Source organism: Paenibacillus sp. USHLN196 (assembly GCF_037144955.1).
Taxonomy (GTDB): Bacteria; Bacillota; Bacilli; order Paenibacillales; family Paenibacillaceae; genus Paenibacillus; species Paenibacillus xylanexedens_C.
The window spans coordinates 401,222-420,173 of sequence record NZ_JBBCYH010000002.1; the positions used below are offsets into that span (position 1 = coordinate 401,222).

General features: G+C 47.3%; 19 protein-coding genes. 9 read left to right on the forward strand and 10 right to left on the reverse strand.

All coding sequences use genetic code 11. The annotated features are described in order from the left end of the window. Positions 1 to 10 precede the first annotated feature (10 nt). From WFI24_RS05015 to WFI24_RS05025, 3 genes are all read right to left on the reverse strand, one after another. Entirely contained in the window at positions 11 to 520 is a 510-nt protein-coding gene (locus tag WFI24_RS05015; RefSeq protein WP_221819054.1) for a DinB family protein, read from the reverse strand. A gap of 83 nt (positions 521 to 603) precedes the next feature. Continuing rightward, on the reverse strand, positions 604 to 1,521 hold the full coding sequence (locus tag WFI24_RS05020) for a helix-turn-helix transcriptional regulator (RefSeq protein WP_221819055.1): 918 nt from the start codon (positions 1,519 to 1,521) through the stop codon (positions 604 to 606). A 274-nt stretch (positions 1,522 to 1,795) separates the two neighbouring features. Then, positions 1,796 to 2,713, reverse strand: coding sequence for an ArsR/SmtB family transcription factor (locus tag WFI24_RS05025; protein WP_017690213.1), 918 nt, complete (start codon positions 2,711 to 2,713; stop codon positions 1,796 to 1,798). A 373-nt stretch (positions 2,714 to 3,086) separates the two neighbouring features. On the opposite strand from WFI24_RS05025, the gene WFI24_RS05030 reads away from it, so the two are divergent. From WFI24_RS05030 to WFI24_RS05065, 8 genes are all read left to right on the forward strand, one after another. Beyond that, positions 3,087 to 4,022 (forward strand): glycoside hydrolase family 43 protein, encoded by a 936-nt coding sequence (locus tag WFI24_RS05030; protein WP_397376241.1) that lies wholly within the window; start codon positions 3,087 to 3,089, stop codon positions 4,020 to 4,022. Between the two features lie 131 nt (positions 4,023 to 4,153). Continuing rightward, on the forward strand, positions 4,154 to 5,497 hold the full coding sequence (locus WFI24_RS05035) for an ABC transporter substrate-binding protein (protein ID WP_221819057.1): 1,344 nt from the start codon (positions 4,154 to 4,156) through the stop codon (positions 5,495 to 5,497). A 157-nt stretch (positions 5,498 to 5,654) separates the two neighbouring features. Then, positions 5,655 to 6,545, forward strand: a complete 891-nt coding sequence (locus WFI24_RS05040; protein ID WP_124117107.1) for a carbohydrate ABC transporter permease — start codon at positions 5,655 to 5,657, stop codon at positions 6,543 to 6,545. Between the two features lie 26 nt (positions 6,546 to 6,571). Further along, the gene (locus WFI24_RS05045) at positions 6,572 to 7,414 is read left to right on the forward strand and encodes a carbohydrate ABC transporter permease (RefSeq protein WP_221819058.1); all 843 of its coding nucleotides are present in this window, start codon (positions 6,572 to 6,574) and stop codon (positions 7,412 to 7,414) included. A gap of 56 nt (positions 7,415 to 7,470) precedes the next feature. Then, entirely contained in the window at positions 7,471 to 8,892 is a 1,422-nt protein-coding gene (locus tag WFI24_RS05050) for an arabinan endo-1,5-alpha-L-arabinosidase (protein WP_221819319.1), read from the forward strand. A 1,185-nt stretch (positions 8,893 to 10,077) separates the two neighbouring features. Further along, the gene (locus tag WFI24_RS05055; protein WP_336759234.1) at positions 10,078 to 11,058 is read left to right on the forward strand and encodes a glycoside hydrolase family 43 protein; all 981 of its coding nucleotides are present in this window, start codon (positions 10,078 to 10,080) and stop codon (positions 11,056 to 11,058) included. 195 nt (positions 11,059 to 11,253) lie between these two features. After that, positions 11,254 to 12,099, forward strand: coding sequence for an EcsC family protein (locus tag WFI24_RS05060; protein WP_336759236.1), 846 nt, complete (start codon positions 11,254 to 11,256; stop codon positions 12,097 to 12,099). 39 nt (positions 12,100 to 12,138) lie between these two features. Continuing rightward, positions 12,139 to 12,627 (forward strand): prolyl-tRNA synthetase associated domain-containing protein, encoded by a 489-nt coding sequence (locus tag WFI24_RS05065; protein ID WP_336759238.1) that lies wholly within the window; start codon positions 12,139 to 12,141, stop codon positions 12,625 to 12,627. 122 nt (positions 12,628 to 12,749) lie between these two features. On the opposite strand, the gene WFI24_RS05070 is transcribed toward WFI24_RS05065, so the two are convergent. Further along, the gene (locus WFI24_RS05070; protein WP_336759240.1) at positions 12,750 to 14,024 is read right to left on the reverse strand and encodes an MFS transporter; all 1,275 of its coding nucleotides are present in this window, start codon (positions 14,022 to 14,024) and stop codon (positions 12,750 to 12,752) included. A gap of 240 nt (positions 14,025 to 14,264) precedes the next feature. On the opposite strand from WFI24_RS05070, the gene WFI24_RS05075 reads away from it, so the two are divergent. Continuing rightward, a complete protein-coding gene (locus WFI24_RS05075) occupies positions 14,265 to 14,456 on the forward strand; it encodes a hypothetical protein (RefSeq protein WP_336759242.1) in 192 nt (63 codons plus the stop codon). A gap of 348 nt (positions 14,457 to 14,804) precedes the next feature. On the opposite strand, the gene queF is transcribed toward WFI24_RS05075, so the two are convergent. From queF to WFI24_RS05105, 6 genes are all read right to left on the reverse strand, one after another. Further along, on the reverse strand, positions 14,805 to 15,296 hold the full coding sequence (gene queF / locus WFI24_RS05080) for a preQ(1) synthase (RefSeq protein ID WP_036668798.1): 492 nt from the start codon (positions 15,294 to 15,296) through the stop codon (positions 14,805 to 14,807). Between the two features lie 108 nt (positions 15,297 to 15,404). After that, positions 15,405 to 16,178 carry a 7-carboxy-7-deazaguanine synthase QueE gene (gene queE, locus WFI24_RS05085; protein WP_336759245.1) on the reverse strand — a complete coding sequence of 258 codons (774 nt, stop codon included), beginning with the start codon at positions 16,176 to 16,178 and terminating at the stop codon, positions 15,405 to 15,407. Continuing rightward, positions 16,171 to 16,662, reverse strand: coding sequence for a 6-carboxytetrahydropterin synthase QueD (gene queD, locus WFI24_RS05090; RefSeq protein ID WP_336759246.1), 492 nt, complete (start codon positions 16,660 to 16,662; stop codon positions 16,171 to 16,173). The genes queE and queD overlap by 8 nt, the downstream gene beginning before the upstream one ends. Next, positions 16,659 to 17,339, reverse strand: coding sequence for a 7-cyano-7-deazaguanine synthase QueC (queC, locus tag WFI24_RS05095; RefSeq protein WP_145321473.1), 681 nt, complete (start codon positions 17,337 to 17,339; stop codon positions 16,659 to 16,661). The genes queD and queC overlap by 4 nt, the downstream gene beginning before the upstream one ends. Positions 17,340 to 17,712: 373 nt before the next feature. Continuing rightward, complete coding sequence (locus tag WFI24_RS05100) at positions 17,713 to 18,417, reverse strand: AIM24 family protein (protein WP_036668803.1); 705 nt, start codon at positions 18,415 to 18,417, stop codon at positions 17,713 to 17,715. 18 nt (positions 18,418 to 18,435) lie between these two features. Further along, positions 18,436 to 18,891: a hypothetical protein gene (locus tag WFI24_RS05105; protein WP_336759249.1), complete on the reverse strand. Its 456-nt coding sequence runs from the start codon at positions 18,889 to 18,891 to the stop codon at positions 18,436 to 18,438. Positions 18,892 to 18,952 lie beyond the last annotated feature (61 nt).

An 18,952-nucleotide genomic window follows, 5' to 3' on the forward strand; every position in this document is an offset into this window, starting at 1 on the left:
CGATTGTCAACTATACTTGAGCCGGTTCCTGATACCAAAAGAGTGAATAGTCATTCATGATGGAGGCATGCCCCAATTGACGCAGCATGGTAGAAATATTGCCTCGATGATAGGTTCCGTGGTTAACCACATGGATTACCAATTCCGATAAGCTGGTTTCGCGAACTCCTGCAAATGGATTATCGAGTAGAATGGTTTGCTCCAGATCAGCTTGGCCTCGTAACCACTCACTGTATTGTGCCGACAGGTCGGTAAAACATTGGATGTACTCATTCACAGAACCGTGAATTTCACTATTAAGTGGTATGCATGCTTGCAGTGCCTCGGGCATCCCGGTGCCAGTTAACACCAGATACCACATCTTATCCACTGTATAGATATGGCTGAGTGCGTGAGCAATGGTTGGATATGAACTGTTCACTTCCTGACTCAGGACAGAAGAGGGAAGTTCCTTGATTCTGCCCAGGATGGTTTGGTTGGCCCATGCGTGGTAGTTATACATTTGTTCCGGATAATTCATTGATGATCGTCTCCTTTAATTTGGCGATGGATTGGATGAACTTACTGAGATGATTATAAAAAAAGAAGTATGACAACAGCGTGTCATACTTCTTCATAGAGCTTAAGTGCGTTTCGAAGTTGTTCTTTCAGAATGCCTCGTAATTCAATCGGTTCAAGTACCTCGGCGCCACTACCCAAACTAAGCAGAAACGACCATAACCACTTAGCTTGTAACGGCTGATGAACCGAGATACGCATCGTCATACTTCCATCCTCGTGAAATTGCTTATCTGCCTGTTGAAAATGATCCATGGCTTCCGCGAGCGCTTCCGGGTTCACCCGGAATACCACATCACTTACCTGATCTTGCCATGACGGATCTGACACAACCGTCTCTTGGGGAAGCTCAAGGTGGGGTTGGAAGTGTTCCGATGTCAGTTGCACGTTCATCATCCGGGACAGTCGGAACTCGCGATAATCCTGCCGTGTCTGGCAAAATCCATATACATACCAATTACGATATTTAAAATGGAGTCTTACCGGTTCCAGATGGCGGGGTGTATGTTCATTCTTAGTATTGATGTAGTCAAAACGGACAACCTGATGATCCGTAATACCTTTACGCAGATGAGGGAGGGCATCCGGTTCTGTTCGGCGAGTCTCCAGATCCACCGATAGACTTGAGGTTTGATGCTCCTGTCCAATCGTTTGCAGACGTTCAATCGTGCCTTGTGCACGTGCATCTTCGAATACTGTGGATAGACTGCTCAGGACCGTGATCAGGGAATTCACATCATAAGAACCGAGCAAGCTTTTATCCATCTTGTATCCGTCCATCATGCCGTAGCCGCCTTTGAGTCCCTGATGGGAGACGACCGGGAAGCCGGCGGCACAGATCACATCAATATCCCGATAGATCGTTCTTGGGGACACCTGAAACTCTTCTGCCAAGGTGGAAGCAGACAATACTTCGTGGTTCAGCAGTTTATATATGATTGAGATTAAGCGCTCCAATTTCAAAAGGTATCCCCGCCCGTTATTCCATTTTGTCATTACAGGCCATTATTATATCACGACACAGTGAACAAGATGGATGACTACAGAGGGTCATTATAATCTACTATGTTTTGTCCCAGCCTGAATGAACAAGGGATTGGTTGGGATGAAGCAACAAAAAAGAGTGCTGGATCGCACTCTTTACAAGGTACATTATTGTTGTGAAGAAGAACAGGTATCTTAGGTATCTTGGCAGTTCTGTTGAGCTTTTATTATGGGCATTTAGTCAGAGTAGGCTCTATTCCTCTTGCACGTTATAGAGAACCCGAGCGAGCAGATTCTGTCCATAGTTACCAAAGTTTTTGCCAAAGATCGTTAAACCGCGTTTGTTGAGAGGTCCATCGGTAACCGCAATACGGAAGTGAATATCGCTTTTGTAATCCAGCCCAATCTGGTCCAGCGTTACATCCGAGATACGACACCCATCAATATAGCTGCCTTCCTGCGTGATTCGGATCAGCTTCAGCATGCCGTACTGGTTCAAGTGGGGAGGCCACCATTCCGGGTTGAAGGTACCGCGTGTATTGCCAAAATCCCCTGGACTTGTCCAGCAGCCAATCTCAATCCCATTGACATAGAAGTAAATATCCGAAGGGTAATTGTCACAAAAACCAGGGGCCTCTGATCCCAGTTCCATCGACAATTGAATTTCGCTAAAGGACTGATTGGGTTTGAGATAGTTTGGAATTCGATATTCCAGATAACCTTCAGCCAGCCAGATCATCTCCGCATCAATTCGCAGTGGATCAGCAAAGTAACGCGGATCATCGAACTCTCCAACAATGCTGTCCCGGGTAGCGAGACCACATGTAGGTGCAGCCTGATAATCGCTGTAATGACCGACCTGTATTTCCACTTCATAACGATTGTTAATCTCCTGTGAACGCAGATCAACCATCAATTTTTCCTCATTGAGATAACATATCTTCTGAATTCCATGTTTGCCAACAGCGGTGTTGATCTCGATCAATCCGCTCTCTTCAAGTTTCTTGATATGCATCGTAATGGCGCCATTGCTCAATCCCAGCTTGGTTGCGAGATCATTGAGATTAAGGCTTTGGTTCTTGGCCAGAAGCTCGATGATCTGAATCCGGATTTCCGAACTGAGCGCTTTGAAGATATTCACACCCGACATCAGATCTTTAATATAAATCATAGGTGGATTTCCTTTCCCCGTTCTGAACAAAGTCTTCGACACAGACATTTGCACATTTATATGTTTTATTTCAGATAATTATAAATCATTCCCTCATGGAAGGGAAGGGTGGAGAAATAGAAGCCAAAACCCTTGTGTATAGCGCAAATACGAAAATATAATCTATATTTTGTTCACTATTCCGGTTAAAATAAGTGTTAATCAGTTCACATATATTTGAAATATACCATTGAAATGTCATGTAACCGCTTTTATAATCCTATTATACCTAAATTGATTCATTACTTCATGAACCTAATTAACCATTTGATCAGGAAAGGTGGAGTTTGGTTTGGAAAAGTTAAGCAATGTGAAGAGGTTTAAGTGGAAACGGTTGACGTTACCGGCATTACTTGTGGTGGTATTACTGCTGGCAGGTCAGTCAAAAGCTTTGGCGGCGTTCTGGAATCTGACCGGAGATACCGCTGTTCATGATCCGTCGATTATCAAAGAGGGCAGTTCGTGGTACACCTTTTCAACGGGTCCGGGCATTCAAGTATTGAAATCCGATAATGGATCGTCCTGGTATCGTGTTCCACAAATCTTCTTAAGTAAGCCATCCTGGTGGGCTTCTGCCGTTCCGGGACAAAGCGGATTGGATGTATGGGCACCGGATGTAGAGCAGTATAACGGAAAAGTATGGCTCTATTATTCGATCTCCACCTTTGGCTCCAATCGGTCTGCGATTGGTCTTGCTTCTGCGAACAGCATTGGAGCAGGGCAATGGAAGGACGAAGGATTGGTGCTTCAAACCACGACCGCCAATAATTATAATGCTATTGATCCGAATCTGGTCATTGATGCTTCAGGTAATCCATGGCTGGCCTTTGGTTCTTTCTGGAGCGGTCTGAAGATTGTCAAGCTGGACAAAAATACGATGAAACCAACGGGAAGTATAACTTCCATTGCTGCGCGCCCGAATAACGGAGGTGCTATTGAGGGACCAAGTATTGTATATCGTGGTGGTTATTATTACCTGTTTGCTTCCATTGATTCTTGCTGCCAAGGGGTGAACAGTACCTACAAAATGGTCTATGGACGTTCGACCAGTATTACAGGCCCTTATGTGGATAAAAACGGAGTGAATATGCTGAATGGCGGCGGAACGGTACTCGATACCGGCAATGTGAAATGGAAAGGGCCAGGTGGTCAGGACGTGTATAACGGGAATGTCATTGCACGACACGCCTATGATGCAGAGGATAATGGCAATCCGAAATTGTTGATTAATGACTTGTTGTGGGACGCTAATGGATGGCCGAAGTATTGATTTGTTTTAGATAAATATAAAATGTTTTATAAAAGTGTTGACTAAAGTGATCTGGATTTGATAAATTAACAACAGAAATCTTATTTCATCCAATTGAATACGGTTACAAATCCAGATCAGGAGGGGTTCAGATGGTAAAGAAAAAGAATTGGGTCACATTTATGCTTCTTATGCTGGTAAGTGCACTGGTACTTGCGGGCTGCGGAGGAGGGAGCAACGGTGCAAGTGGGGACAAGGAGTTAACGTTTATGTTCCGCGGGGGCACAGATGAGCAGAAAGCATACCAGGCGGTAGTCAAGAAATTCGAAGAAGATCATCCGGGTGTGAAAGTCAAAATTATTGTAACGGCTGCAGATCAATATGCGACCAAGCTGAGAGCGGCAATTACAGGCAACAGCTTGCCTGACGTATTTTATTTTAACCCAGGCGATATTAAGGCCTATGTGAACAGCAATGTTCTCATGAATCTTACACCTTACATTGAAAATAATGCGGATGTTGATTTGAATAACATCTGGAAATATGGAGTGGATCTATACCGTTATGATGGCAAGATGGCAGGACAGGGTGATCTTTACGGCATGCCGAAGGACCTCGGGCCATTTGCACTAGGCTACAACAAGACTTTGTTTGAAAAAGAAGGCATTCCACTCCCTGACAAGGATAAACCATATACATGGGAAGAGTTCATTAAGGTGAATCAGCAAGCGACTAAGGATACCAACGGGGACGGTAAACCGGATGTATTCGGTACAGGTTTTAACGTACAGTGGGCACTGCAATCCTTTGTATGGAGCAATGGCGGGGACTGGCTGGATGACAGCAAAACGAAGGTAACCATTGATGATCCGAAATTCGCAGAAGCTCTGCAGTTCTTCGCGGATATGCAGAACGTATACAACATTACACCTTCCATTGAGGAAGCGCAAACATTGGATACGTACCAACGCTGGATGAAAGGCGAAATGGCCTTCTTCCCTGTAGGTCCTTGGGATATGAGTACATTCGAGAAATTGCCTTTTGAGTATGATTTGTTACCTTTCCCTGCGGGATCGACTGGCAAGTCGGCTACGTGGATTGGTTCCCTGGGAATCGGGGTATCTGCTAAATCGAAACATCCGGAAGAAGCGGCAGCATTGGTGAACTACCTAACTGCTTCGAAAGAAAGTATGCAGCAACTGGTAGATGCCAAGGTACAGATTCCGAATCTGCTTGATATGGCAGACGAGTGGGCCAAAGATACATCCACGAAACCATCCAACAAGCAGGAATTCATTGATATCGTAGAGGATTACGGACGTTCTTTGCCAGGTAACTACACGTACAATGCGGAATGGTATGACCTCTTCTTCACAGACATCCAGCCGGTTTTGGATGGCAAGATTACAGCCGCAGATTATGTGAAGCAACAACAGCCCAAAATGCAGAAGCTGCTCGACAAAGCGGTTGAACAGGAACAGAAATCTCAGAAATAGTAGATAGGAAAGGGTGATGCCGGCAGCCTGCAATCATGCTGCTGGCATCATTCGTATTGGGTATTATTGGATTCCATACGGGCATGTGGCATTCGTTGATCGGCAAGGTTCAATCGAAGAATGCCACATGCTGATACTAGAAACAGGGGTGAACGCCGTGATTACGAAATCGAGTTTGTATCGCAAAGAGATGCTGTACGGATATCTGTTTATCTTACCTCCGATTCTTGGGTTGCTGATCTTTGTCATGTTCCCATTCCTCTACTCCCTCTATGGTTCCTTTACCGACTGGGATGGACTGGGACAGATGAACTTTATCGGATTGGCCAACTTCAAGGACTTGCTAACGGATGACTTATTTTACAAAGCGATGTTTAATACATTCTTCCTGATGCTCGGGATCCCGATTGGCCTTTTGCTGGCCTTGTTGCTGGCTATGGGTTTGAATCGTAAAATTCCCGGGACTACGACCTTCCGTGTCATTTATTATATTCCGGTCATCTCCTCCCTGGCTGCGGTGTCCATCATGTGGAACTGGGCGTATAACGGGGATTACGGTCTGGTGAACCAGTTCCTCGGCCTGTTTGGCATTGAGGGTCCCAACTGGCTCGCGAACAAAGACACAGTCAAACCAGCACTGATTATTATGACGGTATGGAAAGGTTTGGGGTACACCATGTTATTGTACCTGGCAGCGCTGCAAAGTGTATCACGTACATATTATGAGGCGGCTGAACTGGATGGAGCCAATGGGTTCCAGATTTTCCGCAATATCACCTGGCCGATGGTGAAGCCTGTTACCTTTTTCCTCGTCGTTACGAATATCATTGGCGGTTCCCAGATCTTTACCGAGATGAACATTATGACGCCTACAGGTGGTCCTGAATATTCATCCGCTTCGATTGTCTTCTACATTTGGCAGAAAGCCTTCAGTAACCTTCAGATGGGTTATGCGTCAGCCATGGCTATGATTCTTGGTATTTTCATTTTTGTCATTACCTTGGTGCAATTCAAAATGAACGAAAAATCAGCCTATGATGGGGATTAATTGTCAAGGGAAGGAGTGAATCGGAGATGTCTTACAGTCAAAAAAGGAATTTAACGAACACGATCATTTTTATCGTACTCGCGATCGGTGCTATTGCGATGGTTGCACCACTGATCTGGATGCTATCCACTTCATTGAAGGAGAAGCAGGATGTATTCGCGCTTCCACCAGTGTGGATACCTGAAGTATTTCAATTTGGAAAGTATAAGGAAATCTGGGAAGCAGGCCCGTTGCTAAGCGGGATCAAAAACAGCCTCATTATCGCGGTAAGTGTAACGATCGTCGGTACGTTTACATCCAGTATCGCTGCGTTTGCTTTTGCCAAATTGAGATTTCCACATAAAAACAAACTGTTTCTTGCTTTGCTTGCTTCCATGATGATTCCATATCCAACAGTCATGATTCCACAATTCATGATGTTCTCTAAGCTTGGCTGGACTGATACATTATTGCCGCTTATTGTACCGGGGTTGTTCGGTAATGTGATTATGATCTTCTTCCTCCGGCAATATCTGCTTAGTGTGCCAGATGCCATTATTGAAGCTGCCAAAATTGATGGAAGTTCCTATTTCCGGCTCTATTCCAGTATCACATTCCCATTGATTAAACCTGCCGTTGCTGCACAGTTAATTCTCTGGTTCATGGGGATCTGGAACGATTATCTCGCACCGATTATCTATCTGAATTCACCGGAGAAGCAGACGCTGCAGCTGGTTATAGCGAACTTCAATGCCACGTATGCAATCCAGACGGATTATCCACTTATTATGGCAGCGTCGATTGTGGCTCTGTTACCGGTTTTAATCATCTTCTTGATCTTCCAGAAACAGATTATTGAATCGGTTGCCATTTCGGGAGTGAAGGGATGAATCAGCGGAAGAGATTCCGAGGGTGGACATTTTCGAAGAGAGGGGTTGTTGCTTCCATGTTGCTGTTGTTGATTACTGGGGCTACGGGTTGTGATGGAGAAGGGGCAGAAGAAACGGTGTCCCGGCCGGTCTTTCCTGAAGCTCCCCAAGATACTCAGCTGTATGACACTTCCATACTGGATGATGAATCCCGTTGGACGGTCAACAATGCGCATGATCCGGCCATTATCAAAACCGATCAGGGATACTACGTCTATTCCACAGACGTTCGTGTAGCAGGAGAAGCGAAACCCGGCGTTATGGTACGCAAATCGGATGATCTGATCCACTGGAAGTGGGTAGGTCAAGCTCTGCCCGGGATTCCGCAAGAAGCGCTGGACTGGACAGGTGCGGTCAATCTGTGGGCACCGGATGTAATTCAGGCTGGTGATACCTATCGGATGTATTATTCGGCTTCTTCTTTTGGCAGCACCCAGTCGGCTATTGGTCTTCAGACATCCTCATCTCCTGAAGGTCCTTGGACAGATGAAGGACTGGTTGTGAAAACCTCTGCGAATGAACAGGACAAATTAAATGCCATTGATGCCAATCCTATTGTGGATGCTGAGGGCAATTCGTGGATGGTATATGGTTCATTCTTTGACGGCATCTACATTGCGCCACTTGATCCCGACACCGGGAAATTCAAGGACGAGGGTTATGGTACTCGCATTGCTGCTCGGGATCGTGCTACCGAAGAAGGTGCAGTCGAAGGTCCATACATTGTGTATAACCAGGAGTTCAAAAAGTATTATCTGTTCGTCTCCTATGATTCTTTATTCGAGGACTATAACGTGCGGGTTGCGCGTGCTGATTCAATCACAGGACCGTACACGGACATAAACGGCAATAACATGCTGGATACAGAGTATCTGCCGCAATATGAGATCGGCACCAAAATTCTCGGCGGTTATCGCTTCACAGAAGGCGAGGGCTGGGTTGCGCCCGGACATAACTCCGTTCTGAAGGACAGAGACGATTATTACATCGTGCATCATGCACGGGGTGAGACGGATAAAAACTGGCCCTATCTGCATGTACGCAAAATGTTATGGACCAAGGACGGCTGGCCTGTCGTTTCACCGGAGCGTTACGCCGGTGAGACTGTACAGGACATTCCGAAGTCCATGATTGCCGGGGAGTGGGAAGGCATGGCACTTGATCCGTCCGTGGACGGGCAGATTCAAGCCGTGCCTTATACCCTAACAAGCAACGGTAAGATTAAAAGCGAAAAGGGTTCAGGAACCTGGACATTTGATGGTAAACAAACACTGACGTTGAAGTGGAAAGAAAGCCCATGGGGCGGAGCTTCCACGGAAGAGTTGCGACTGCTCCCGTCCTGGGACTGGGAGCGAAGCCAGCCCGCGCTGGTGGTGACTGGCATCAATGACCACGGCATCGCGGTCTGGGGCAAGCAGATCAGCGCAGCGGAAGAGTAAGGGGCGAGCTGCCGCTCCAAGGGTGCAAAAGCAGTGAGGGGGAGGAAGGAGCCGCAGGAGCGAGTTTGGCATCCGATTTCAACCGCCAGGAGCGGTGGGAAAAAGAAATCGGAGGACAAGAGAGTGCCAAGGCCCTACCACCCCCGAACGTCCGCTGTGTACCCAAAGCTGTCCTGTTAAGGTTCGCTAACGCCAAGGTATTGCTGCCTTTAGACATTCAAAATGCATCTATGCTGGCCAATGTCTGAAGCCAATCATGCACTAAATATGGGGAGAGTTGACCCTGCGAAGCGGTCAACCCCATAAGACCGAGCCAACAAAAAAAGGCTCGAAGTGAGGTTGTAACCCAGCGAGCGCGAAAAGAGCGAGCTGCGCACTAAGGGTGCACAAGCAGTGAGGGGGAGGAAGGAGGCGCAGGAGCGAGTTTGGCATCCGATTTCAACCGCCAGGAGCGGTGGAAAAAGAAATCGGAGGACAAGAGAGCACCAAGGCCCTACCACCCCCGAACGTCGGCGGTGCACTCAAGGCTGGCCTATAGCTCTGCGGCCAGCCCTGCATTACACGGGGAGAGTTGACCCTGCGAAGCGGTCAACCCCATAAGACCGAGCCAACAAAAAGGCTCGAAGTGAGGTTGTAACCCAGCGAGCGCGAAAAGAGCGAGCTGCCGCACTAAGGGTGCACAAGCAGTGAGGGGGAGGAAGGAGCCGCAGGAGCGAGTTTGGCATCCGATTTCAACCGCCAGGAGCGGTGGAAAGAGAAATCGGAGAACAAGAGAGCACCAAGGCCCTACCACCCTCGAACGTCCGCTGTGCACCCAAAGCTGGCCTATAGCTCTGCGGCCAGCCCTGCATTACATGGTGACCCTGCGAAGCGGTCAACCCCATAAGACCGAGCCAACAAAAAAAGGCTCGAAGTGAGGTTGTAACCCAGCGAGCGCGAAAAGAGCGAGCTGCGCACTAAGGGTGCACAAGCAGTGAGGGGGAGGAAGGAGCCGCAGGAGCGAGTTTGGCATCCGATTTCAACCGCCAGGAGCGGTGGAAAAAGAAATCGGAGGACAAGAGAGCACCAAGGCCCTACCACCCCCGAACGTCGGCGGTGCACCACCAAAAAGGTTTTCGCTTTTTCGCAATTGGGTTACATTCCTAACTCCGAGCCATCACACACATTTGAAAGGGGAGCATTCCCATGACTGATTCCATTACCTTTACTAATCCTATCCTGGAGCAGCGCGCTGATCCGTGGGTGTACCGTCATACAGACGGTTACTATTACTTCTCCGCATCCGTACCAGCATTTGACCGGATTGAGATCCGGCGAGCAGAGACGTTGGAAGAGTTGAGAATTGCTGAGCCGGTAACGGCTTGGACGAAGCGTGACACAGGGCCAATGAGTGCCAACATCTGGGCACCGGAGATTCATTTTATCGATGGCAAATGGTACATACACTACGCTGCGGCTCACACCAGTGAGACCAACGAAGGTCTGTTCGATCATCGGATGTATGTTTTGGAGAACGATTCTGCGAATCCACTCGAAGGAGAGTGGGTAGAGAAAGGGCAGATTTACACCCGGTGGGAATCATTCGCGCTGGATGCAACGACCTTTGAACATAAGGGAATCCGCTATCTGGTCTGGGCGCAGAAAGATCCCGATATTGTGGGTAACTCGAACCTGTACATTGCCGAAATGGAAAACCCATGGACGATACGCGGCGAACAGGTTATGATCTCTACGCCAGAGTACGATTGGGAGATCATCGGCTTTAAGGTCAATGAAGGAGCAGCGGTGATGCATCGGAATGGGCGGGTGTTTATCGGCTACTCGGCCAGCGCGACCGATTACAATTATTGCATGGGTCTGCTCACCGCAGATGAAAATGCTGATTTGCTTGATCCGGCAAGCTGGGTAAAATCACCCAAGCCGGTGTTCCAGACCTGTGAAGCGAACGGCCAATACGGTCCGGGCCATAACAGCTTTACGGTGTCACCGGATGGCAAGACCGATATTCTGATTTATCATGCGCGTAATTACAAAGACATCGAGGGTGATCCCTTGTATGATCCAAACCGTCACGCCCGTGCTCAAGTGATTCATTGGCGTGAAGATGGCACACCTGATTTCGGTGTTCCGGTTCCAGATGGAAAAGCAGTAGCAGAAGCAAAATAAGAGGTAGTGAAACCTTAAATACGAGAGCCTTTAGTTAGCGAGTGATGCTGATTAAGGGCTCTTCCGTATGTGAACGATAAGATAGAGCGGCCTGAACATATGTGTCCTGGATATAAAACAAAGCAACCACAACGATGATTTCTGCGTATGAGAAAGATACAGATTACGATACACAACCTATTAGGAGGATCACATATGGATTCACGCGAGACATTGGACAAGGAACTTGAACAGATTTTGAAATGGGAGAAACAGCAGAAAGACTTGTTTATTTGGGATAAAATCGGGCGTTTGCCCTTTGCGATGTTGGATAAAGTGATGCCTAAAGCGCTAAAACAGAAGATCGGAGATTCCCTGAACGACGTCGGTCAGTATGTGCAGAATGGGGGCAAATTTCTCGTACAGAAGAAAAAAATAGCCAAATTGCTGCAAGAGGAAGCTGAAAAGTCCGGTTATTCCATGATGGATACGACCGATCTTCTGGAGCAGGAAGCAGAAGCTGAGAGCACAGCCAAGATTCATAGTGTAGAGAATCTGCCACTTCAGGTGCTGGACCAGGTGGCTGATAATATTACCGAGAGTCGAACGAAGTTTGCCGCGGCTCAGGGAGCAGCTACAGGTTTTGGTGGCATTGTAACCATTGCAGCAGATATTCCGATGGTGATGGGGCTTTCTCTGAAGGTACTTCAGGAGATGGCACTATGTTACGGGTATGATCCAGATGAACCGTTGGAGCGCATCTTTATTGTCAAATGCCTGCAATTCTCTTCCGCTGATATTGTAGGCAAGAAAGCGATTATTGAAGAACTCGCAGCTTACGATGATCCGGACAAGCCCATTGAAGTGGTATCGCAGATGCAGGGCTGGCGGGAAGTTTTTAACTCCTACAGTGAATCCTTTGGCTGGAAGAAGCTGTTCCAACTCGTTCCGATTGCCGGCATGGTATTCGGTTCGGTGAGCAACAAAAATACGATCCGTGATGTAGCCGAAGCAGGTAAAATGCTGTACAAAAAACGGCTGATCCTTCAGCGGTTGAAATAACGTACAGCAGAATACTTAAATGAAAGAGATGAATTTTACATGTTAAACAAACAGGGTTTCTATGATCTTTTGGATCGCAATAATATCGTTTACGAGAGCATTGAACATCCCGCAGTATACACGATGGAGGAAATATTCTCTTATCAAATTCCACATACAGAACATATCGTTAAAAATCTATTTCTACGTGATGACAAGAAGCGCAACTATTATCTGGTGACGATTGCTGGAACGAAGTCCGTTGATTTGAGAAGTTTAAGCGAAAAGATACCTAGCCGCAAACTCAGTTTTGCCAGCGAAAAGGATTTGTTGGAATTCCTCGGATTGGAAAAAGGGCATGTCAATCCGATGGGGGTTCTCAATAATATTCAGAAAAACGTAACCGTAGTCTTTGACAAGGATCTAGTCGGTCAAAGAATTGGAATTCATCCCATGGAAAATACGGCGACGGTATTCCTAGAATTTGAAGATGTTCAGGCACTGATCACAGCTCATGGCAGCAGCGTTGTCATGTGTGATGTTGAATAGAACGTTTGTAGCTAAATACGAGAAAACAAATATAACAAAAAGGTTCCTGCCGGTCTGTAAATACAGAGTTGGCGGGAACCTTTTTGTTATGGTTCAACTTTTATTCAGGCTGCAAATGTAGGTTACTCTTCACTACCATTTTCTTTCGCCCAGATATTCAGTAATTTATCGGATGGAAGCAGGAATGTGAAGATCCCGAGCAGTGGCAGGAAGCTGCACATCTGCATTACCGGTGATACGCCGAAGACATCAATCCAGTTACCCAGAACGAGTGCACCCAGGCCTCCCATACCAAATGCCAGACCAGTGATCAGGCCGGAGACCGTTCCGATTTTTCCTGGAATCAGCATTTGTGCATAGACAACGGTAACCGAGAAGCTGGATAACATGATAAAACCAATAACGGTTAGCAGTACACCTGTCCAGAACAGATTCGCATAGGGCAACAACAGCGCCAGTGGAGCAGCTCCGGCCATGGACAGGAAGATCAGGTTGCGTTTGCCGAATCGATCCGCCAGTGGGCCTCCGAAGAACGTACCCAGTGCTCCGGCAGCCAGGAACAAGAAGATATAGATCTGCGCGTCCTCTGTGGACAATCCAAAGGTATCTTTTAGATTAAACGCATAGAAGCTGCCGATGGAAGCGATATACCAGGAACGAACAAAGACGAGCAAGATTAATATCGTAATGGCGGCAGTAATCTTTTTGCGCAAAGCAGGATTGGGTGCACGACGAGCAGCAGCCTGTCTACGCAGGTATCCACCCGATTGCAGCATGCGTCCATACCAACGGGCTATGTAGATCTGGACTGCAATCCCCATGGCAGCAATGCCTGTAAATCCAATGGCACCGAACAGTCCAAACGGGATAAAGATCCAACGTGTAAGCAATGGGGCAAGGGATTGCCCAGCGTTACCACCGACCTGGAAGATGGACTGTGCCAGTCCACGGCGTTGACCAGCAGCCATGTGCGATACACGCGAACCTTCCGGATGGAAAGCAGCGGAACCCAGACCGACAAAAATAACGGAGATCAGGACAGCCATATAACTGTCAGCAAAGGCCAGCAGCAACATGCCGGTAAACGTAAAACCCATACCGATGGGCAGAATGGACGGCGTCGGTTTTTTATCAGCAAACCAGCCTACGACAGGCTGCATAATGGAAGCGGTAAAGTTGATAGCAAATGAGATCCATCCGATTTGAGTATACGTGAGATGCATGGAATCTTTCAGAATCGGAAAAATGGCGGGAATAACCGACTGGATCGAATCATTGAAGAGATGAACCAGACTAATGGCAATGAGTATCCGGTAAACGGTGCTTTGGGCATCCGATCCGGGTGGGGCTTTCGAACGCGCTGTGGCGTCCTTGGTTAATGAGGTTTGTGTAGACATGTACAATTCTCCTTTGGTCGCGGTCACGAGGGATCAGCGCCTGATGTTGTAATCTATGCGTGTAAGCATATTGTTACATAATAGGATAGATTGATTGGACCGACAAGGGGAACAAGGGAAAACGTTGACGATATCAATAGATGTTTTTATAGCCATTACATTTACAAAAGAAACGTATTACTTTAGCGTATAATGTAAGATGATCCATATTTATGTGTAAGAAGGATAGAGGAGGGAGATATGAAATCCTTATCACCTTATGAATCCGCCAAACGTGAGTTGGTGATGACTATTTTGTATATGGCTGTAATAACGTTTCAGGCTGTCTATGTTGCACTGAAATCTCTATCTGCTGCCATCGTCATATTTATCATTTTTCAATCGATTGGTGTGCTGATGTTGAGACATTCGTTAAAAAAGTCAAAGAACTAAAGGAAGATCAGTCTACTTGAATGCACTGCGATCCGATTGTATCGAGAGACTGAGGTTCTAAAGGTTTATACTAAAAAGCCGAACTCTGCTGTATAAGTTGAACTAAAGATTATTTACACTGGCACTACGATGACAGAACAACCTTCCAATCGCTGTTATCCCCAGATTTTTTCCATTCCCTTTCTTAAAGGGGGAAATCCGGGGATAAAGGCGAACGCTTCGCTTTTTCAGGTTTTTTCTGTCCTCTCCGTTATCGTGTAAATGATTAATTCAGCTTATATAGCTTAAGAAGTTCGGCTTTTGGTATTCTATGATTCTATTTTATACAGAATGGATGAACCTCACAATTTAACGATTATCAATCGTCTCGGGATACATATCATGATTCATCATGCGGTGGTCGGCCATCTGCTCGTACTTTGTTCCCGGTTTACCGTAGTTCGTATACGGGTCAATGGAGATACCACCGCGTGGTGTGAATTTGCCCCACACTTCGATGTAGCGCGGGTCCATCAGCTTGATCAGATCGTTCATGATGATATTCACACAATCTTCGTGGAAGTCACCATGGTTGCGGAAGCTGAACAAGTACAGCTTGAGTGACTTACTCTCGACCATTTTCACATCCGGAATGTAGCTGATATAGATCGTTGCAAAGTCCGGCTGACCCGTGATTGGGCACAAACTAGTGAACTCCGGGCAGTTGAATTTTACAAAATAATCACGGTACGGATGTTTGTTATCAAAGTTCTCCAGGATTCCCGGATCATATTCAAACGTATATTTTACGTTCTGGTTGCCCAGCAACGTCACATCTTGCATTTCATCAGGTTGTCTCATCGGTTCGTAAACGCTCCTTGTTTCCGTCAAAGCCCGAAGCCTCGCGGTATATATAAATAGGCATTTTTGCCTGTTTAATTCTCTTATTGTCTCCACCCATAGAGCCCATTAGACGCCGCGTTTGTTGCCCCATACCAATGTATGAAGCTGTGGAAGCACACGAACGTTGTTAAGCTCATCGGAGGCACTGACTTGTTCGATCAGCCACTCATAACGAGCAAGCAACGAGGACGCCAGATCTGGCGTATCGGCGGAAGTCACATCGGGGTTCCCGGTTTGTAAAAATAAATCCGTGCCCGGATACCGTGCATGTACACGGCGGGCGTAATCTAAGTCTGTCTCATCGAAGATCACGATCTTCAGACTATGACTTCGTTCCGCCGGGCCAGCGGCGAGCCGTTCGATCAGATCATCCAGCACGGCCCAATCGGTGTCCATGCCGGAGCTGGGTGGCTTGGGCGAGACGGTGACTTCGTCAATGTCCACCAGCCAAGGCTGCCAGCGAGAGCCCTGCGTCTCCACCGCGGTGCGGATGCCGTTCTCCCGCAGCAGGTCAACCAACCCGCCCAGCGAAGCGAGCAGGGCGGGATTACCGCCGGAGATGGTGACATGGGAGAAACGCGTGCCGCCAACGCGGCGCAATTCTTCCCATACATCCTCCGGAGTAATCATCCGAATCTGGTCCTTGCCACTGCCGTCCCAGGTAAAGGCCGAGTCGCACCAGGAGCAGCGATAATCGCAGCCCGCGGTGCGAACAAACATCGTTTTTTGTCCGATGACCATGCCTTCGCCTTGAACCGTCGGACCAAAAATCTCCATCACGGGAATACGAGCCTCTTTGCGAAATCCCGTCTCATTCACCTGGTGTGTCGCACTACTCATGGATCATCCACTCCCGTCTCGCTTCCGCGTAACTGGTGGGTGTCTCGAAAAGTCGGACAAACTCCGTCCGTCCACCATCGGTCAGCCCGGCATAAGGCTCCGTCTTGAGCGCATGTTCCATCTGTTCGAACAGCCAAACGACCATATTTTCAGCCGTTGTGTTCATTAAAGGAAGTGTCTCGTTGAGGTACTGATGATCCAGGTATCCCTCAATTTGAGTTTTCCATATATCTTTGATATGTCCAAAATCAACCGTCAGCCCGGTTTCACCCGGATAACCGCTGATACCAAAAATAACTTTATACGTATGACCGTGCAGGTTCTTGCACTTGCCTTCGTAACAATGCAGGTGATGTGCTGCGTCAAAGGTGAATTCTTTGCTTACAAGCACACGTTTGCGGTGATAGCGCAGCTGGGTGGGCAGAATATCTTCTCCGATGCGTTGCAGATGCTCTACAATACGGAACGTTCCAGGCTCTCTCATCGCACATCTACTCCCGCAGATTCAGCAGCTGTACGCTGCTGCACATAACGATCTAGTCCGGCTTTGCGCAGTTTGCAGGCAGGGCATTCTCCGCAGCCATCGCCAATCACCCCGTTATAACAGGTCAGGGTACGCTCACGGACATAGTCAAAAGCACCGAGATCATCCGCCATCTTCCACGTTTGGGCTTTGTCCAGCCACATGAGCGGCGTATGAATGACGAATGGATAGTCCATCGACAGGTTAAGTGTCACATTCATCGATTTCACAAATGAATCCCGGCAATCCGGGTATCCGCTGAAATCCGTCTCGCATACACCTGTAACCAGGTGACGTGCTCCTTTTTGCTTCGCCATAATGGCTGCAAAACTGAGGAACAGCAGATTCCGTCCATCCACAAATGTGCTCGGCAGTTCGCCTTCTTCATGCGTAATCTCCACATCCGTGCGAGTAAGCGCATTGGGTGCAAGTTGGTTTAATAAGCTCATATCCAGTACCGTTTGCTGTACGCCCAGATCGCGAGCGATCTCTGATGCACACTCAATCTCCAGCTTGTGGCGCTGACCATAATCGAACGTAACGACCTCGACTTCGGCAAACTGTTGTTTGGCCCAGAACAGACAAGTTGTACTGTCCTGACCGCCGCTAAATACAACGACTGCTTTTTCTTCGTTCAACATAAAAAAACCTCTCCATCTTCTTGAGATCAAACTATGCACATAGGCACAGAGTGTCGGAAGAACAGAGAAGTTCATGAACTGGCATCCATCAAAAAACACACCTTCTCCATAACCGCTTCAAAAAAGCAGGCAAGAGTAAGTGTCCTTAGTTTTTTACGTACATAATTGCATGGTGACTGCAACGTGTACGCAAGACTTATACTGACCATCGCATGGTCAAGTCTTATAGAGGGAGTTCGCGAACCTCTCCCATGCCACGGGCATGGATTTTCTTCTTCAATTGTCTGAACCATTATAACATGAAACCGCGTGGTGACCACCCCACTGGAGCATAGTGGCAGCTAATCGGCCGGATTCATCCTACAACAGCTTACTTGATCAGTACATTACCGAAAGGAATCACTTCTTTCAGAATTCGTTTGAATAGTCCCTCATCGTTGAGATCCTGTTCCAAGCGATGGTTCTCACGTCCGGCCTGAAAGAGTACAGATCCATGTCCTGTCATCTTCCAATGATAATTCATATGCTGACTGGCAAGGTTGTTACCATATACGGTGAGTTCCAGATGTGCATTTTCGGGATAGGCAATAATGCTGCCAGCATCCACATAGAGCGGGGCTGTCGGATGCAGTTCCTGCTGGCAGACTTGACCTTGGGTGAGCAATCCGATTTTGCCTTTGCCGGAAAATTTCATTTTCACTGCATCACGGGTGATCAGCATGTTTTTGATTTTCTGAATTTTGGTATGCATGGTTACACCATCAGAGTAGAAGAACAGGTGGCGGAAGTCATAGAGCAGATCACTATCCTCCGTGAGCTCCACCTCCTTCATGGTGAATCCGGGAGGCAGGGCAGCCACAAATTGGCAAGGTCCGGTGATTTCGGATTTAATCAACTTCTTTTTGCGATATATGCCCGTGATATTCATGAATTTATCATTGCGACTACCACTCGGACCGCGGAAGGCCACAATCTGCTGCGGATGTAAAATATGAAGGCGGTCATCTTTAATCAGTGAAAATGTGACGACTTGTCCTGCTCCGCCTGCTTCAGCATTGTTCAGGTGTATGTTCATGCAGTTGCTCCTGTTCTTTTATACTCGGCCCGAACGGCGACGCATTCCCCAGCGCATCACACGAATCAGAATAAAGTAACCCAATATGAGTGATACGACAGTGATAATCATCGTCTGAATTCGTTTGCTGGCAGCCGCTTTGGCATTCTGGTCATCCTGCAGTTTGCTTACCATTTCAGTAAGTTTCTGGTTCTGGGCCAGCAGCTGTTCATTCTGGGTCTTGAATGCTTCGACATTAGCCTGGGCTTGTCCCAATTGGGCAGAGGTTTGATTTAGTTGCTCCATCGTTTGCTTATAACTTTCCTGCAGAGCGTTCACTTCTCCGGGCAGTTCAGAGACTCGCTCCCATCCGCTATATATATCAGTAAAAATATTGGCACTGGCTGCACTTACTGAGGATGCTATTGAAACGGTAAATAGAATACATGTGGTGAATAACACCCGAATGAAATAACCCTGAATGGATTTTGGCATCGTTAACACCTCTTTCTTCGGTTAAATATGTCGATTGCCGAATTCGTCGTCTAATGTTGAA

Excerpts from the sequence above, each read along its gene's own strand:
- WFI24_RS05025 (WP_017690213.1), bottom strand. The coding sequence starts at position 2,713 with ATGATTTATATTAAAGATCTGATGTCGGGTGTGAATATCTTCAAAGCG.
- WFI24_RS05070 (WP_336759240.1), bottom strand. The coding sequence starts at position 14,024 with ATGTCTACACAAACCTCATTAACCAAGGACGCCACAGCGCGTTCGAAA.
- queE (WP_336759245.1), bottom strand. The coding sequence starts at position 16,178 with ATGAGTAGTGCGACACACCAGGTGAATGAGACGGGATTTCGCAAAGAG.
- WFI24_RS05035 (WP_221819057.1), top strand. The coding sequence starts at position 4,154 with ATGGTAAAGAAAAAGAATTGGGTCACATTTATGCTTCTTATGCTGGTA.
- WFI24_RS05065 (WP_336759238.1), top strand. The coding sequence starts at position 12,139 with ATGTTAAACAAACAGGGTTTCTATGATCTTTTGGATCGCAATAATATC.
- WFI24_RS05050 (WP_221819319.1), top strand. The coding sequence starts at position 7,471 with ATGTTGCTGTTGTTGATTACTGGGGCTACGGGTTGTGATGGAGAAGGG.
- WFI24_RS05055 (WP_336759234.1), top strand. The coding sequence starts at position 10,078 with ATGACTGATTCCATTACCTTTACTAATCCTATCCTGGAGCAGCGCGCT.
- queF (WP_036668798.1), bottom strand. The coding sequence starts at position 15,296 with ATGAGACAACCTGATGAAATGCAAGATGTGACGTTGCTGGGCAACCAG.
- WFI24_RS05105 (WP_336759249.1), bottom strand. The coding sequence starts at position 18,891 with ATGCCAAAATCCATTCAGGGTTATTTCATTCGGGTGTTATTCACCACA.
- queD (WP_336759246.1), bottom strand. The coding sequence starts at position 16,662 with ATGAGAGAGCCTGGAACGTTCCGTATTGTAGAGCATCTGCAACGCATC.
- WFI24_RS05015 (WP_221819054.1), bottom strand. The coding sequence starts at position 520 with ATGAATTATCCGGAACAAATGTATAACTACCACGCATGGGCCAACCAA.
- WFI24_RS05075 (WP_336759242.1), top strand. The coding sequence starts at position 14,265 with ATGAAATCCTTATCACCTTATGAATCCGCCAAACGTGAGTTGGTGATG.
- WFI24_RS05060 (WP_336759236.1), top strand. The coding sequence starts at position 11,254 with ATGGATTCACGCGAGACATTGGACAAGGAACTTGAACAGATTTTGAAA.
- WFI24_RS05045 (WP_221819058.1), top strand. The coding sequence starts at position 6,572 with ATGTCTTACAGTCAAAAAAGGAATTTAACGAACACGATCATTTTTATC.
- WFI24_RS05100 (WP_036668803.1), bottom strand. The coding sequence starts at position 18,417 with ATGAACATACACCTGAACAATGCTGAAGCAGGCGGAGCAGGACAAGTC.